This window comes from Dolichospermum heterosporum TAC447, from assembly GCF_024584745.1.
Classification (GTDB): domain Bacteria; phylum Cyanobacteriota; class Cyanobacteriia; order Cyanobacteriales; family Nostocaceae; genus Dolichospermum; species Dolichospermum heterosporum.
The window spans coordinates 3,974,824-3,990,248 of sequence record NZ_CP099464.1 but is presented as its reverse complement, the minus strand read 5'-3'; the positions used below and the strand labels follow the sequence as shown (position 1 = coordinate 3,990,248).

13 protein-coding genes, 1 tRNA gene and 1 pseudogene are annotated in these 15,425 nt (G+C 38.2%); 8 read left to right on the top strand and 7 right to left on the bottom strand.

What is annotated here, in order from left to right:
- Positions 1-529: 529 nt before the first annotated feature.
- Both NG743_RS17845 and NG743_RS17840 read left to right on the top strand, forming a co-directional pair.
- A complete protein-coding gene (locus NG743_RS17845; RefSeq protein WP_257120596.1) occupies positions 530-2,887 on the top strand; it encodes a peptidoglycan DD-metalloendopeptidase family protein in 2,358 nt (785 codons plus the stop codon).
- 146 nt (positions 2,888-3,033) lie between these two features.
- Positions 3,034-3,107, top strand: a tRNA-Met gene (locus NG743_RS17840).
- A 745-nt stretch (positions 3,108-3,852) separates the two neighbouring features.
- Here the strand turns inward: NG743_RS17840 and psaC are convergent.
- The gene (psaC, locus tag NG743_RS17835; RefSeq protein WP_015080270.1) at positions 3,853-4,098 is read right to left on the bottom strand and encodes a photosystem I iron-sulfur center protein PsaC; all 246 of its coding nucleotides are present in this window, start codon (positions 4,096-4,098) and stop codon (positions 3,853-3,855) included.
- A gap of 459 nt (positions 4,099-4,557) precedes the next feature.
- Between psaC and NG743_RS17830 the strand changes: the two genes are divergently transcribed.
- Positions 4,558-4,908 (top strand): DUF6464 family protein, encoded by a 351-nt coding sequence (locus NG743_RS17830; protein WP_027402460.1) that lies wholly within the window; start codon positions 4,558-4,560, stop codon positions 4,906-4,908.
- A 127-nt stretch (positions 4,909-5,035) separates the two neighbouring features.
- On the opposite strand, the gene fmt is transcribed toward NG743_RS17830, so the two are convergent.
- On the bottom strand, positions 5,036-6,037 hold the full coding sequence (gene fmt, locus NG743_RS17825; RefSeq protein WP_257120594.1) for a methionyl-tRNA formyltransferase: 1,002 nt from the start codon (positions 6,035-6,037) through the stop codon (positions 5,036-5,038).
- 1,244 nt (positions 6,038-7,281) lie between these two features.
- Between fmt and NG743_RS17820 the strand changes: the two genes are divergently transcribed.
- Complete coding sequence (locus NG743_RS17820) at positions 7,282-8,532, top strand: hypothetical protein (protein ID WP_193962548.1); 1,251 nt, start codon at positions 7,282-7,284, stop codon at positions 8,530-8,532.
- 448 nt (positions 8,533-8,980) lie between these two features.
- On the opposite strand, the gene NG743_RS17815 is transcribed toward NG743_RS17820, so the two are convergent.
- From NG743_RS17815 to NG743_RS17795, 5 genes and pseudogenes are all read right to left on the bottom strand, one after another.
- On the bottom strand, positions 8,981-11,590 hold the full coding sequence (locus NG743_RS17815; RefSeq protein WP_035081719.1) for a chloride channel protein: 2,610 nt from the start codon (positions 11,588-11,590) through the stop codon (positions 8,981-8,983).
- A gap of 437 nt (positions 11,591-12,027) precedes the next feature.
- Positions 12,028-12,450 carry a type II toxin-antitoxin system VapC family toxin gene (locus NG743_RS17810; RefSeq protein ID WP_257120592.1) on the bottom strand — a complete coding sequence of 141 codons (423 nt, stop codon included), beginning with the start codon at positions 12,448-12,450 and terminating at the stop codon, positions 12,028-12,030.
- Positions 12,441-12,722, bottom strand: a complete 282-nt coding sequence (locus tag NG743_RS17805) for a hypothetical protein (protein ID WP_257120591.1) — start codon at positions 12,720-12,722, stop codon at positions 12,441-12,443. The genes NG743_RS17810 and NG743_RS17805 overlap by 10 nt, the downstream gene beginning before the upstream one ends.
- An 83-nt stretch (positions 12,723-12,805) precedes the next feature.
- Positions 12,806-13,141 (bottom strand): XisI protein, encoded by a 336-nt coding sequence (locus NG743_RS17800; RefSeq protein WP_257120590.1) that lies wholly within the window; start codon positions 13,139-13,141, stop codon positions 12,806-12,808.
- Positions 13,129-13,482: pseudogene (locus NG743_RS17795) on the bottom strand (element excision factor XisH family protein). Before NG743_RS17795 ends, NG743_RS17800 begins: the two are co-directional and overlap by 13 nt.
- Before the next feature lie 135 nt (positions 13,483-13,617).
- Here NG743_RS17795 and NG743_RS17790 point away from each other — a divergent pair.
- The 4 genes from NG743_RS17790 (at position 13,618) to NG743_RS17775 (ending at position 14,917) form a co-directional block, all read left to right on the top strand.
- Positions 13,618-13,899 (top strand): hypothetical protein, encoded by a 282-nt coding sequence (locus tag NG743_RS17790; protein WP_257120588.1) that lies wholly within the window; start codon positions 13,618-13,620, stop codon positions 13,897-13,899.
- A complete protein-coding gene (locus NG743_RS17785) occupies positions 13,872-14,189 on the top strand; it encodes a hypothetical protein (RefSeq protein WP_257120587.1) in 318 nt (105 codons plus the stop codon). The genes NG743_RS17790 and NG743_RS17785 overlap by 28 nt, the downstream gene beginning before the upstream one ends.
- An 87-nt stretch (positions 14,190-14,276) precedes the next feature.
- Positions 14,277-14,522 (top strand): hypothetical protein, encoded by a 246-nt coding sequence (locus NG743_RS17780; RefSeq protein WP_257120586.1) that lies wholly within the window; start codon positions 14,277-14,279, stop codon positions 14,520-14,522.
- Entirely contained in the window at positions 14,519-14,917 is a 399-nt protein-coding gene (locus NG743_RS17775) for a hypothetical protein (protein ID WP_257120585.1), read from the top strand. Before NG743_RS17780 ends, NG743_RS17775 begins: the two co-directional genes overlap by 4 nt.
- Positions 14,918-15,425 lie beyond the last annotated feature (508 nt).

The following is a 15,425-nucleotide window of genomic DNA, read 5'->3' as shown; positions in this document are numbered from 1 at the left end:
AAATCCCCAACACCTTGACTCTCAATGAATCGGACAATATTGTATCCAGAAATACAACAAAATCATGCAAAAATCGTGGATGTTGTATACGGTTGTTTTTTAGGGAAGAATAAAAGTAAAATCTCGTATTGATAAAACGGATTTAGTCAAAAAATCTTGAAAACGTCTACAGCGGGATCATTGCTATTGTAGAAATTGTCCCAGATCATGAGCTAACGAAGACAATAAACCTAACCAAGTTATGATATTTGTTTAGTTCTGTGTTTTTGCAGCAAAATGACTGAGGATGACTCTCAACAGTAAAAATTTCTAGGTTGTGAGGAGTGACTTAGACAAGGCAGCACCAAAAACTTTAGAGTTTACAAAAGTGTGGAACTTGTTTAAATCAGAGAAGCACGTTAATCTTGCGTAAGTGTCTCTGGTGAATGTGATCTTGATGTATGGTTTAATGTGATATCAATCATGAATTAATATCCAAACTTAAAAATCAAGATTCAGTTAAACGCTAGTGATCATTAGGAGGTCGTCTTTGAAACGAGCATTGAAAAAAAGAGATAAGGCTGTGTTGAACAATACCCCCAGCGGCGATGATGCCCCGGTAGAGCAAACAAATTATGAGATCAATCCCAAAATGACTCGCCGGGCGCGGACTCATCGGGCAGCCATGATTGGCTTGGCAATATCCATGGGAGCAACCAGCCTTTTGGTGACTCGACAAAGCGATCAAGCCCAAGCAGCGGCCCCTGTTGGCAGTCAAAAAGCAGCTTCAACAAATCCATCTGTTGCTGAGACTGAGATGAAATTTGCCGCCACTAAACTGGAAGCCCCAACCGTCTCACCCACAGGTGAGTTAGGCAATCCAGTGATATTGGAACCAACAGTAGTCTCACAAGTACCTGGGCTTGAAGCTAAATGGCAAATTGCAACCAACAGCACAGCCGTCGAAGGCACTGCATCCAACGTAATTTCCCCAGCCAAATCAGTTGACAGAAATTCTGTCCACTCACAATTAGCGCCGGGAGTAAGCTATAGCCCAATTCAGGCGACATTACCAACAAATAACCAACAGCCTGAGACAGCATCAAAGTTGTCTACAGTGGAAGAGGTTACTGGCAGTACCCAAAATTTGTCAGCAGGCGAGTTAGCCGGCGGTAATGTTGATGCCCAATTAAAAGCACAGCAGGAATTTGCCCTGAATCGCTTACAGGAAAAATCAATCCGCTTAAGAAATAGTTTGGCAGACTTACGGTCTGAACAAGCTCAAGATTTATTAAAAACTGGTATTCAAGAAGCACAGCCAACCACTGTAGCTAATAGATCCGTACCAGAACAATCGCAGAACTTGACTGATTTCCAACAATCCGATCTGATTTATCGGTTGAAACAGAACAAAGAAACAAGTGCGACGATACAGCAAATACCTGTTCCTGCATCAGCCTCAACAAAAGTTGTTGCACAATTGTCTGCTTCAACATATCAAGTGAAGCCCGGAGACACCTTAGCGGAAATTGCTAACAGTTATGGTACTTCAGTTTCTGAGCTAGTTAGAACTAACAACCTGAGTGATCCTAATCAACTGCAAATTAATCAAAGGTTAATTATTCCTGCCGACAAGATATTAGAAGCCTCCAGCCAGGTAGATAATTCTTCTTTAAATAACCCTAGTTTTAACCCTAGATCATTTGTTGCCAACAATACCAGTGTAACAATTCCTGCCCCAAAAATAAATGAGCAGGTAGAAGGGATTGAAACTCCGGCTACCAATAGCGTGGCTATCCCAGTCCCAGTGGTGACACAAGAGCAAGAACAGACTAATTATCCTACTATTGCTAACCGAATAAATGTTCCTGCACCAATAGTCCCAGATAGCCAAGGGCAGGCGACTATTCCTATTGTTATTCCCAAAGCCTTACCTACTCCCAGTAACTCTTACGGCTTAGGCGGTGATGCTCCATTACCAAGAGCTTTTTCCCAAAAGCAGGGTTCACAAAAACCCGTGCAAAAGGTATCTCAAGCCAAAGGTAATGAACGTATCCGTAGCTTGCAAGCAGAAATTGAGAGATTGCGTTATAAATACCGCGCTCAACAATCTGGTGTAGCTGTTACAGCCCCTGAAAACAATATTCAGTCTGTACCTGTTGCTATTGAATCATCTAATAAATTCACAGTATCTCAAGCGAATGCCATCCAGATTGCCGTACCTCAAGCAATATTGCCCAGCTACAGCAATCAACCACTTAAGACTCTGGTAACAGCATCCGCTCCCACCAACGAGCCAATTAACCCAGAATTTCTGCCTAGCAAAACTGGCGCTAGATGGAATTCTCCCCCCAAATCATCTGGCATTAAGTTAACAGTGCCTCCTGCTCGTACTAGTGCCTCTGACTCTTTAGGAAAATTGCGAGGAACTTCTGTTTCTCCCGCTTTACCACCTATAGCCGCAGTGGATATCCACTTGCCTCAGACCACTGAAGACAATCCCAGTTTCCCAGCTAATTCTTCCACCACAGGCTACATTTGGCCTGCTAAGGGAGTTCTAACATCTGGTTATGGCTGGCGCTGGGGAAGAATGCACAGGGGGATTGATATTGCTAACTCAACCGGCACACCTATTTATGCTTCATCTGCTGGTGTAGTGGAGAAAGCTGGCTGGAACAGCGGTGGTTACGGTAACGTTGTGGATATCCGTCATGATGATGGTAGCCTGACTCGCTATGGACATAACAGCCGAATTTTGGTGCAATCTGGTCAACGAGTGCAACAAGGTCAGCCAATCGCGGCTATGGGTAGCACCGGTTTCAGCACTGGACCTCATAGTCACTTTGAAGTTCATCCATCTGGCAAGGGTGCTGTTAACCCTATCGCTTTCTTACCCAATCGCATTTAATTCTCGCTGGTTGGGGATTTAGTGATTCTTGGGTTAATTGAGGGGGGTGAACTCCCTCTTTTTATTTTGAAAGTAAAAATTTGGAAGTTGATAGTTGTCAAATGCAAATTGGTGTGCTATCTTAATATAAGTTGATAAAACAACGTGGCTCAGTAGCTCAGTTGGTTAGAGTACGGGACTCATAAGCCTGGGGTCGTCAGTTCAAATCTGACCTGAGCCATTAAAAACAATATGATATATAAGGGGTAGAAACAGCTTGATAATTTCTACCCATAACTGTCCATATATTACTGTTTGTCCAAGTCTTCAATAAGTTGATCAATAAAATCCCTCAACCGTTGCTGCTGTGTCAGGGACGGTTTTAATTTTTTCCCTGACTCCAGGCAAAACCTTAAATTACAAAAGAAGGGAACTCTTAACAGGGAACTCTTAACAGGGAACTCTTAACTGGGAACTCCTAACTGGGAACTCCTAACTGGGAACTCCTAACTGGGAACTCCTAACTGGGAACTCCTAACTGGGAACTCTTAACTGGGAGCAAATAAGAAACACTCATTTGCACCAGTTTAAAGCTCAGTCAAAAAAAGGATGTTTTTAAAAGATGCGTAGCACGAAAAAAACAGTGTCATTATTTCAATCTCATGTTTTTAAACATGAGTTTTTCCTGTTGCCCGTTCCCTGTTCCCTCTGAACATCAGCGATTGACTTGTATAAAAAGTTAGTCGCCGAGGTTAAATCTGAACACAGTTCTTTATGTCCGTGTCAGCACAAAAACTCAGTTACTAGACCTTGATACACAAATAGAATTTTTAGGTAAAACTTACCCAGGATGTCGAGTAGTCAAGGATGTTGCTAGTGGCGCACAAAATTACTCAAGGGACTTTTCACAATTAACCCTCCATTCCTCCCATCACCAAACTGAGTACAGTTTTGGTGGGGGTCTCCTGGAGGTTTAGGTGGAATTCTTAGTAAGCCAAGCCCATGCTGCGAGTGGTTTCAGCGCCTAAATAAACGCGAATACTCAAAAAGTCGGTGGGGCAAGCAGTTTCACAACGCTTACAACCTACACAGTCTTCAGTGCGGGGAGAAGCAGCCACTTGAGCAGCCTTACAGCCATCCCAAGGAACCATTTCTAGTACGTCAGTAGGGCAAGCGCGGACGCATTGTGTACAGCCAATGCAGGTGTCGTAGATTTTTACGGTATGAGACATTGAAAAAACTGCTCCTTTCGGGTGTTCTTCTGAGGTGAAATAATCATAATCAAGGCATAGTTTACCCCAGAGCTTGATAGCTTGTAAGCAAAATGCTACATAACTTTAAACAATGTAATAGACACCTTAACTAATTTATCTCCCAAAATTGCTGTTACATAGCTGTAATCAGCAACATCGCCATTTAGTGTTTACCCAACTTACTCCCTGTAAAACATGGCAATTTGTAAAGATGTGTAAATTAACAGTCGTTTTCTGGAGGTCATCTATCATACCTGTGATCTATCCTCTATAGATTGATCAACCCTGGTTAAGTTGTGATGGAATATTAACTTTTAAATGACGTTATAATCCTGTAAAGACGTTTTATCAAACGTTGCTACAAAAATGGGGAACGAAGCAACAATATCGTCAAAATATTGCGATACTCTATAGTAAATCACATCACATAAACTGATCATGGACTTAAATTCTTTACCCACTGAGGTAATTTTGACACATCCGCGTCAGTCTCTTGGTAAGTTACAACTTGATTGGACACCCCAACCGGGAAACTATCTTGATTTTGAAGGTAAAACCTACGCAGTTTTAGAGCGTTGTCATAGATATCAGCTTAGAGGAGGACGCTATAGTTTACATAATATCGCTATTTATGTCCAAAAAGCCCAAAGACCGGAAGAAAAAAGTTTAGTAGAGGGACGTTGGGTTATCGGTGATGCTACCTGTAACTATAATGCTCTTTCAGAAATTATCCGTTGTGCTGTTAACCCAGAAGGACCATGTAAATCCTGTCGGTTCTATGAAAATTAGGGAACAGGGAACAGGGAACAGGGAACAGATGGAGAGACGATGTTACCCAATCACCAATCACCAATTACCAATTACCAATTACCAATTACCAATTACCAATTACCAATTACCAATTACCAATTACCAATTACCCATTACCCATTACCTCACCAACAGTTAATCGAGTCCCATTGACAAAATCCCATCCTGATTGGGGACGTTTACCTGTTAATTGCACTTCTCGCAGCAGTAATAAACCTGCGCCTGTTTGGACAATTGCTCCTAGTCCTTTAGTAATATTTACTACTTCTCCAGGTTGACCTGATATAGTTGATAAGTTGGGTATTTTGTTAATTTTTTCCTGTAACTGCTCTGGTAATTCTTGAATATACGCAGCTTCTATGGGAACGGTAGCAGTGATTTTCAATGGTTGATTGCGGAAGCTGGCAATACAGTTAGGATAAAAGCCGCGAATTTGATTGTGTAATTGAATGGCACTTTTTGCCCAGTCCATGTCATAGTCTGGTTTTTGAATCAAAGATGCGTAAGTGGCTGTGGTATGGTCTTGAGGAATGGGTGTAATTTCCTGACGTTCTAGTTTATATAGGGTTTCTATGAGTAAATCTGCCCCAGCGATCGCTAACTTTTCCGCTAAAATCTGAGCATTATCTAGTAAATTAATTGGTGTAGTTGCTTTGAGGAGCATATCACCTGTATCCATGCCCTTATCCATAAGCATAGTTGTAATCCCGGTTTCTTTTTCACCATTGTAGATACTCCACTGAATTGGTGCAGCCCCGCGATATTGAGGGAGAATTGATCCATGTACGTTGACACAACCTAGCTTTGGCATATCTAATACTTTCTTAGACAAAATTTGTCCATAAGCAATGACTACAAACACATCTGCTTCCATCTGCTTGAGTCGTGTTAAGGTTTCAACATCTTTTTTGAGTCTTTCCGGTTGCCATACTGGAATATGATGATCTGTAGCTAAGGTTTTCACGGGGGAAGGTGTCAGTTTATTCCCACGTTCTCGGCGTTTATCTGGTTGGGTAATTACAGCAAGTACCTGAAAATCACTGTTTTCTAAGAGTTTTTTAAAGGTGGGAATCGCAAAATCTGGAGTGCCAAAAAATACTATTTTCATTAGTTATTAATCATTAATTACGAGTCATGAGTCATTAATTAATGGTAAGTGTGTTCATCATCACTGACAACTGCGACATCTGAATATTAATAAAATTATGTTGAGCATTTTTGATTATGGGAAATAAATTTTCATGGTTTGATGGTATAGTGTTTATTATTAGTTGAGTAAAAACAGCTTCGATAAACTATCAATAGTCCAAGTAGTTAGTTCGGCAATACTTTCGGTTCGGAAGCCTATCATTATTTGCATCTACTGTTGACGGATTTTGTGCGTCTGGCTGTGTTTTAGAGTTGGTCATTTCTCTACTAAATCAAAATTATTCGATAATTGCCCAAGTTCAAAGTAAACTGTGTTTGCTTAATCGCAGCGGTTACGAGTGTAAATTACAGTTTGTTGTCCTGGTGTATGAATTTAATGTTTTTGTTTACTATTGATCGTGCATCAGTTAATCTGAATTTGCCAATATATAGGTTCTGATCGGGTAAGTCCTGCGCTATTATATCCAGCCAGAAACAAAGCATATTATTGGGAAATTACTTGATTTAAAAGGATGTTTGAAAACTTTTTGACGAATTATATTCGCCTCAGTTAGTATGAATTTAGACTTTTAAGTAATTGGAAAAAATATTTACAGTCATTGCGAGCGAAGGGAAGCAATCACAACCCTTGTAATTGCTTCATTTCACTTCGTTCCATATGGCTAACGCCACGCTTCGCTTACGCAATGAAATTGTGTAATTAATTCTGTCTCACTACTTAAAACAACCTCTAAGACAAGTTTTAATATCATCTCTAGATTTTAGCCACGTAGGTGTTCAGCCAAAACCGGATTTTAGGGGCTTTGAATGGGGGAGACTGACATCAGTAAATTAACATTCAGAATGCCGATCAATTCGATTCTTAATCAAGTGCTGACGGCTGAATGTTTGAATTTATGCTCCTGATAAACATACCTATATTCTACTGGTATTAAATATGGATGTTGCTTGAACTGACAATAATGATGGTATTTGTTAACAGATGTAATTTACTGTTAACTTCTATCCCGTCATGATTGTATATTATGTAAAGATTATGAGGGGGTAAATGGTGACAATAAAACTTTTGTAAAGCAATGCAACATTTGAATAAATTATCTCGTAAAAGCTTTTGGTTTGTTGATATACATATAGTCATAGCTTTTTTCCATTTCTGTATAAATACTGCCCGCACTTAGCAACTGCCCCCTAGAGAGTCTCATCATGCTTAAACCCCTTTTGGTGTCAGGATGGTTCCGTGTTCAACCATTTCTCAAGTACATTGCCATAGTTATTATAATTTCACCTTTCGTGGGAATATCTATTAATGCTACCTTAGCGAAACAATTAGAAGCAGCAATTGTGAGTTCGGGAATTAGCAAATCTCATCCAAAATTGACAGAAAATTCTGCTACTAAGCAATTAAATTTACAATTTGCTCAAGTTAACTCTCAAACAGGAAAAATATCCGTTGGTGAAGGGATACATTCATTACCGAAAGATGGGGTGACTTCAGGGGTAGAAAGAGAAAGTTATCAAGTGGGGAATAATGTTGTTAGTGAAACTGTAACATCAGTTAATGTGGCACAATTTCTAAACCCAACATCGGTTAATCAAGTTAATTTAATTCAAAAATCACAAGACGCAAAAGCAGAAGCTGATTTAAATTCTCCAGTCAGTGAGAATGCTGTATCTAAGGAATTGGCAACATCAACAGTTACACCTAAAACCGGAGAAATCCCTGTTAGTGAACAGCAAAATGAGTCAGAGACAGCACAAACTGATCCCATAGGTAGTCCCCACCCTATCCCTTGGCAATGGATTTTGGCTACTCAAGAAGCGGTTGGGGGAAAAGGTGGTTCTGGTGTCCGCTACTATCGGAGTATTCCTGTAGTTTCTCCTGATGGCAAGTATGCGATTTATAGTCGGGTGCAAATGCAAGTAAAACCGGAAATGCACAATAGCCGAGTTAATAGTGTGTTGTTTGTGGAAGATAGACAAACCAAGCGGTTACGGGTGATGACATCAACGAACTTGGTAATTGATCCGCTGTTAAAGAGACAGGCTAGTTTGTCAGTAGAAACGGATCGTGATGGAAATATGGGGGTGTTAGTGCCTGTGAGTTGGTCCGAAAAAGGCGATCGCTTTTTAGCCCGTAAATTTGTGGCTATTTTTAATACCGCAGATGCCACAGATCAGGCTGTAATTTGGAATCGTCAACAAAATCATCTCAATGTAGTTAGTCCTGTGCAATCGCAAGATGATCACGAAAAAATAGCTATTTTGTTAGGTTGGAGTAAAAAGCAACCTAATGATGTGTTATTCCGTGCTGGTGAATTAGGGGAGGAAAATTGGCCCTTGTTGCAAGTGACTAATGATGGTAGAACTGTAGATATTTCAGCAGAAGGGGATCAGGCGGTAACTTTCGGTGAAAGAGGTAGCATTTGGGCTGATCCACAGCTTGCTTCTCGATAATGGTGTCTAAACTGTGATTTTTATGGTTTTTATGATTTTTATGATTTTTATTAACTCATTAAAATCACATAAATCATAGTTAAGAAATTGCGCTGCTGACTAGAATTACCGTAATATCAACACCAGAGGCGATCGCTTCGGGAATGTTTCCTTGAATGGCTCGATAATGGTGTCTAAACTATGATTTTTATGGTTTTTATGATTTTTATGATGTAATTTGATGCATATTTTTTGTCAGAACAAAGATGGTCAATAACTCATTAAAATCACATAAATCATAGTTAAGAAATTGCGCTGCTGACTAAAATTACCGTAATATCAACACCAGAGGCGATCGCTTCGGGAATGTTTCCTTGAATGGCTCGATAATGGTGTCTAAACTATGATTTTTATGGTTTTTATGATTTTTATGATTTTTATTAACTCATTAAAATCACATAAATCATAGTTAAGAAATTGCGCTGCTGACTAGAATTACCGTAATATCAACACCAGAGGCGATCGCTTCGGGAATGTTTCCTTGAATGGCTTGTTGTAATAGTCCCTCACGGGAAGCACCCAAGACTACAACATCGAAACCTTCAGTTTTCACCAACTCAATTACTCCAGTGGTGACAGATTCAGCTTGTAAAGATGCAGCAACAACATTGCCTTGTAAATTACGGTGACGCATTAATTGCCGGGTAGATGCTTCTAAAACTGTCATATCAGGTGCAGTTTCCCCAGGTTTAACTACTTGGGTTAAGCGAATTTCTATCTCATTTTTCAAAGTGACTAAAGCTGGTAATAATTTGATGGCTATGGGTGCATTTGGTCCCCCAGCCATAGGGACTAACCATCGTTTAAATTGTTGATATGAATGGCAATTATTGCCTAATTTTACTAAAACAACATCACAATTTGCTTGACGAATTACCGTATCTACAACATTGCCAAAAATCCTGCCGGGGGTAGATGTATTTCCCTTCCAACCCATGAAAATTAGATCTATGTATCGTTCCTTAGTGGTTTCTAAAATTGCTTGGGCAACATCATGGGCGACCCGAATTTGGGTATGAATGGGAATGTGCAGTTTTTTGGCTAAACTTTCGGCTTGTCGGAGTAAGCGGCGGCTTTTTGCGGTGTTGACTGGGGTTTCCCCTGGGGAAATGTGACGGGATACTAAGATAATTTGTAAACATTCTATTTCATAATGGCGATCGCGGGCAATAGCGGCAGCCATTTCTAGTAATACGGGGGCGGTTTCCGGGTTAGCAATGGTAACTAATAATCTCCCTCTGCCAATACTAGGCGATCGAGTTTGGTAAACTAAATAAGAAGGTTCTGCTTGGGGACCTGTCACTCCATTTTCGCCATTCAAATGATCTGCTTCGGCGCGAATAATATCAGCGCGAGTAATAATCCCAATTAATTTTTTACCATCTACCACAGGTAAACGACTAATTTGATATCTATCTAATAAATAGAGAACATGACTTAATCTATCTGCTGGTGTCACCGTCACCGGCTTAGGTGTCATAATTTCTTTTAAAAGAGTTTCATGGGGCAAAAGATGATTCCGAATCTTCTGTAAATCAGTTTGGGAAACTAAGCCGACTAATTTATTATTTTCTACTACAGGAAAACCGCGATGATGGGAACGAGAAAAAGCCTTAATCACTTCATCTCCCGTCATTTCTGCTTCTAAAGTTTCCACCAAGCACTGCATCACATCCTTAGCAGTTAACTGAGTTAATATCCCTTGGGTTGGACTATTTTTTTGAATAACAATCCCGTTTAATTTTAAAAGTTTGTCATAGAGTGAACCAGGAACAACCTTCTCCGCTACCAGATAAGATGTCACAGATACCACCATTAAAGGTAAGACTAAATTAAAATCTGTCGTCATTTCAAAAACAATCACAATTGCAGTAATGGGAACTTTAGAAACCGCGCTAAAAAATCCCCCCATTCCGGCTAATGCGTAGGTAGTCGGTGAACCAAATCCAAATACTTGCAATTCACATACGCCAATAATATGTCCTAAACAAGAACCTAAAATTAAACTGGGTGCAAATAATCCCCCAGGTGCGCCCGAACCAAAGGCAATTAATGTTAAAATGAATTGGGCAATAAAGGCAATTCCCGCTAAAGGAATATTTGGTTCACTGGCAATCATAAACTCCCGTAAACCCGTATTATCCCGAAAAGTTTCTGGCAGCAAAGACATAATTAAACCCGAAGCCAAACCAGCTATTGCTACCCGCAAAGGTAAACTAATATGTAAACGGCGGTAAGCTTGAATACTAAAAATTAATCCCTGATTAAATAAAGCTGCTAATAAACCCGCTAAAATTCCTAAAATTAATAAAGTCGGAATTTCTAATAGGGAAAAACTGCTAGAGTGATTAATTAGTTTTAAGTCTAGTTGAAAACTCCCACCACCTAACCAGCGGGAAATCACGCCACCAATAAAAGAAGCGATAATTGCCGTTCCTAAAGTTAAACCTGATAAATCTTGTAATAATTCTTCAATAATAAATAAGACCCCGGCTAGAGGCGCATTAAAAGCCGCTGCTAAACCAGCCCCCGCCCCCGCGGCAATCATTTGGCGGCGATGATCTGGAGAAGTGGGAACTAAGCGACTCATACCCGCCGCTAACCCCGCACCAACTTGAACTGTCGGTCCCTGTCTACCCAAGGTTAATCCTGAACCCAAGGCGATAATTGCTGAGATTAACTTGACAAAAGCTACTCTCCATGATAGCTTAATTGGCACATTTGCCAGAGCGGCTTTGACTTGGGGAATCCCACTACCAGAGGCTTCTGGTGCTAATCGTTGGACTAACCAACCGGAAAGAAACCCCAAACTTAAACCAATAATTGGCAGAGTTATCCACGCAGGAAAAATATGGGTTGTATGCACTCGCCATGTTCCCAACCACCCTGAACCTTGTTTGAGTAAGACCGCAGATAGGGCGGCTACTATCCCAATTACAGAAGCTTCTGCTATGGCTAGTCCCTTTCTAGGTTGCCAAAAGTTCCGAAACTGCTGGGTTAGCATTGTCAGGGAAATCATAGATTTTAAGTTTAAATTTTTAATCTTTAAATTTTAAAGTAGGTGAACACAATAAAACCAAACTGTGTAAAGAAACGTAAAATCGCCCAAACCCTCTTCACTCTTGCCTATTGCCTATTGCCTTGCCATAACGACAATTTTCAACGCCAACCTACTAATTTAAAACTAACCTATCTCTAACTCTTTCTTGAGTTTTTTAGATGGGTATATTATTTAGCATATTAAATATTTTTACTGAGGAGCTTGGATGAGAGAAGACGGTAAAATTATTGAAAATACTCTTGACAAGTTTCCAAGTTTCAGTTATAGTTCAAATATAGTAGAAATCTGTGCGCCCATATATATAGGGGATTGCTTTTCCAAAAGTATTTTTGTCAGAATCAGGATACTCAGGATTTTAGGATTTACAGGATGTGGGTTTCAAGTATAATGATCAATTATGATTCATAAATAAAATCTGCTAAACAATTACCTAATTTTAAATTTTCTATACTTTTAAAATCACTATCATAAGTAAATAAAATTAAATCATGTTGAATTGCTGTAGCTGCAATCCAAATATCATTAGTAGGTATAGGTTTTCCTTTCTTTCGCAATTGAGAATAAATGAGAGCATAATATTCTGATGTTTTCTCATCTATGGTAAATATTTTGACTCTAGGAGATTCCATAAATTTTTCTAATTCATAACGATTTAGTTCTAATTTATTTCCTAATGCAAAACCTCCTAGTAATTCTCCAAGGATGATAGAATTGATGACAATAATATCTACATTTGCAATTATTGAAAATGCTTCATTTTGATTACGTTTAAAAGCAGTATAAGCATTAGTATCTAGTAAGATTGATTTTATTGCCATAATTGTTGATCTATTTCATTAAATTGTTGAGTATTAAGCAGAAATTCAGTTTCATCTTCTTTTGTCCATGTTCCAGCAAGATAATCTAAATCATGGTAGGGATAAGAAAGATGTTTTTCTGCTGTTTCTAGTGGTATATTTTGGGATGAGAAAATCCCATTTTTTACATTATTTATTTTATCTGTAAATTCTTTTATCCATTGATAAAGATTATCTAGCTCTTGTTCTGGTATTCTGTCAATTTCTGCTTGAATAAGTTTTTTTACCGTCATAAGTAATACTCCTGCTGGCAATTTATTATATTATATCTAAATGATGTCCAGGATTTGAGGATTTATGGCTTATGCCACAAAAATTAAGCCACACCATAACCAGTATAAGGACGTTTATAGGGTGGTTGTAAACCAAAAACAATGTCCTCTTTTGGTACTCCCATGTTTACGAGTTGTTCAGCTAAATCTGTTTCTGTTGTATTTTGTTGAATCCAGATTTTATTATCTTTGATATCAAAATGAATAATGCTGTAATAAACCCGTTTTAAATCATTCCACCCGACATACATCAATTGATAATGATCATGAATGGTATCAAAAATTAATTCATTATCTATTTCGTCATATTTAGGTTTATATTTGCCATTCTCTCTAAGTATGGTTTGAATACATTGACGATAATGTTCTATATTGGCCATTTAACAATTACCTCCTTGACTGGATTATATACTATCATTTTAACTTTATGTCTTTCTACTGCAATCCTAGCAAGTCGAGTTTGAAAGAAAGAAACATAAGTTTCTTCGGGAACTGCTAAATATAATACTCGTTGTGATTCAGTGTCTTCTAACATTATTTAATAGTTGAGAAATTGTCCTAATGCTGTATGAAATTCACTTACTGCTGAATTACTAGCAAAACTTTTGATTTCTACAGCAATTCTTTCTTCTCCTTTTTCGGCTGCAATTAATCTTTCTGCACCTAAATCAATTTTAACTTTTGATCCCTCAAATTGAAGTTCTAAAGGATCATGGGTAATTAACCATTGTTATTTTTCTAGTGCTGTTCTAACTGCTTGATGGAATAAATCTCTTGCTGACATAGTTATTTATAATTTAATTTATTTGTCTGAATCAGGATTTTCAGGATTTGAGGATTTTCAGGATGTTGTTGGATGATTTTTGGTGGGGGCTTGGTGATTTTTATTTGTCTGAATCAGGATTTTCAGGATTTGAGGATTTTCAGGATGTTGTTGGATGATTTTTGGTGGGATTTGGTGATTTTTATTTGTCTGAATCAGGATTTTCAGGATTTGAGGATTTTCAGGATGTTGTTGGATGATTTTTGGTGGGATTTGGTGATTTTTATTTGTCTGAATCAGGATTTTCAGGATTTGAGGATTTTCAGGATGTTGTTGGATGATTTTTGGTGGGATTTGGTGATTTTATTTGTCTGAATCAGGATTTTCAGGATTTGAGGATTTTCAGGATGTTGTTGGATGATTTTTGGTGGAGAGTTGGTGATTTTATTTGTCTGAATCAGGATTTTCAGGATTTGAGGATTTTCAGGATGTTTTTGGATGATTTTTGGTGGGATTTGGTGATTTTTATTTGTCTGAATCAGGATTTTCAGGATTTGAGGATTTTCAGGATGTTTTTGGATGATTTTTGGTGGAGAGTTGGTGATTTTTATTTGTCTGAATCAGGATTTTCAGGATTTGAGGATTTTCAGGATGTTGTTGGATGATTTTTGGTGGGATTTGGTGATTTTTATTTGTCTGAATCAGGATTTTCAGGATTTGAGGATTTTCAGGATGTTGTTGGATGATTTTTGGTGGGATTTGGTGATTTTTTTTGTCTGAATCAGGATTTTCAGGATTTGAGGATTTTCAGGATGTTGTTGGATGATTTTTGGTGGGATTTGGTGATTTTTATTTGTCTGAATCAGGATTTTCAGGATTTGAGGATTTTCAGGATGTTGTTGGATGATTTTTGGTGGGATTTGGTGATTTTTATTTGTCTGAATCAGGATTTTCAGGATTTGAGGATTTTCAGGATGTTGTTGGATGATTTTTGGTGATTTTTATTTGTCTGAATCAGGATTTTCAGGATTTGAGGATTTTCAGGATGTTGTTGGATGATTTTTGGTGGGATTTGGTGATTTTTATTTGTCTGAATCAGGATTTTCAGGATTTGAGGATTTTCAGGATGTTGTTGGATGATTTTTGGTGGGATTTGGTGATTTTTATTTGTCTGAATCAGGATTTTCAGGATTTGAGGATTTTCAGGATGTTGTTGGATGATTTTTGGTGGGATTTGGTGATTTTTATTTGTCTGAATCAGGATTTTCAGGATTTGAGGATTTTCAGGATGTTGTTGGATGATTTTTGGTGGGATTTGGTGATTTTTATTTGTCTGAATCAGGATTTTCAGGATTTGAGGATTTTCAGGATGTTGTTGGATGATTTTTGGTGATTTTTATTTGTCTGAATCAGGATTTTCAGGATTTGAGGATTTTCAGGATGTTGTTGGATGATTTTTGGTGGGGGCTTGGTGATTTTTTTTGTCTGAATCAGGATTTTCAGGATTTGAGGATTTTCAGGATGTTGTTGGATGATTTTTGGTGGGGGCTTGGTGATTTTTTTTGTCTGATTAAATTCTCATATTTTCAAATTGAAAGTTGATTATTAAATTGAATATTAAATGAATATTTAAAACATCACATTTCAAACTAATATCCTGTACATCCTCTAATCCTGGAAATCCTGATTCAGACAATTGAGATATTCAGATACCCGACTTTTTTTATTAAAATTATCATTTACTAACATTAATTATTTCAGAAATCGGGGATCTTTGACCACAAAATAAAATCCTGTAAATCCTTTAATCCTGGATATCCTGATTCAGACTTAATAATTTTCTGTAACCTTTAAATATTACAGTTTACAAGTCTTGGTTGCCAGATTATCATACCCTTGAT

What these genes read in the sequence shown, in the direction of transcription:
- psaC (WP_015080270.1), bottom strand. Translation starts at nt 4,098, where the DNA reads ATGTCTCATACCGTAAAAATCTACGACACCTGCATTGGCTGTACACAA.
- NG743_RS17830 (WP_027402460.1), top strand. Translation starts at nt 4,558, where the DNA reads ATGGACTTAAATTCTTTACCCACTGAGGTAATTTTGACACATCCGCGT.
- fmt (WP_257120594.1), bottom strand. Translation starts at nt 6,037, where the DNA reads ATGAAAATAGTATTTTTTGGCACTCCAGATTTTGCGATTCCCACCTTT.
- NG743_RS17820 (WP_193962548.1), top strand. Translation starts at nt 7,282, where the DNA reads ATGCTTAAACCCCTTTTGGTGTCAGGATGGTTCCGTGTTCAACCATTT.
- NG743_RS17815 (WP_035081719.1), bottom strand. Translation starts at nt 11,590, where the DNA reads ATGATTTCCCTGACAATGCTAACCCAGCAGTTTCGGAACTTTTGGCAA.
- NG743_RS17810 (WP_257120592.1), bottom strand. Translation starts at nt 12,450, where the DNA reads ATGGCAATAAAATCAATCTTACTAGATACTAATGCTTATACTGCTTTT.
- NG743_RS17805 (WP_257120591.1), bottom strand. Translation starts at nt 12,722, where the DNA reads ATGACGGTAAAAAAACTTATTCAAGCAGAAATTGACAGAATACCAGAA.
- NG743_RS17800 (WP_257120590.1), bottom strand. Translation starts at nt 13,141, where the DNA reads ATGGCCAATATAGAACATTATCGTCAATGTATTCAAACCATACTTAGA.
- NG743_RS17790 (WP_257120588.1), top strand. Translation starts at nt 13,618, where the DNA reads ATGATTTTTGGTGGGGGCTTGGTGATTTTTATTTGTCTGAATCAGGAT.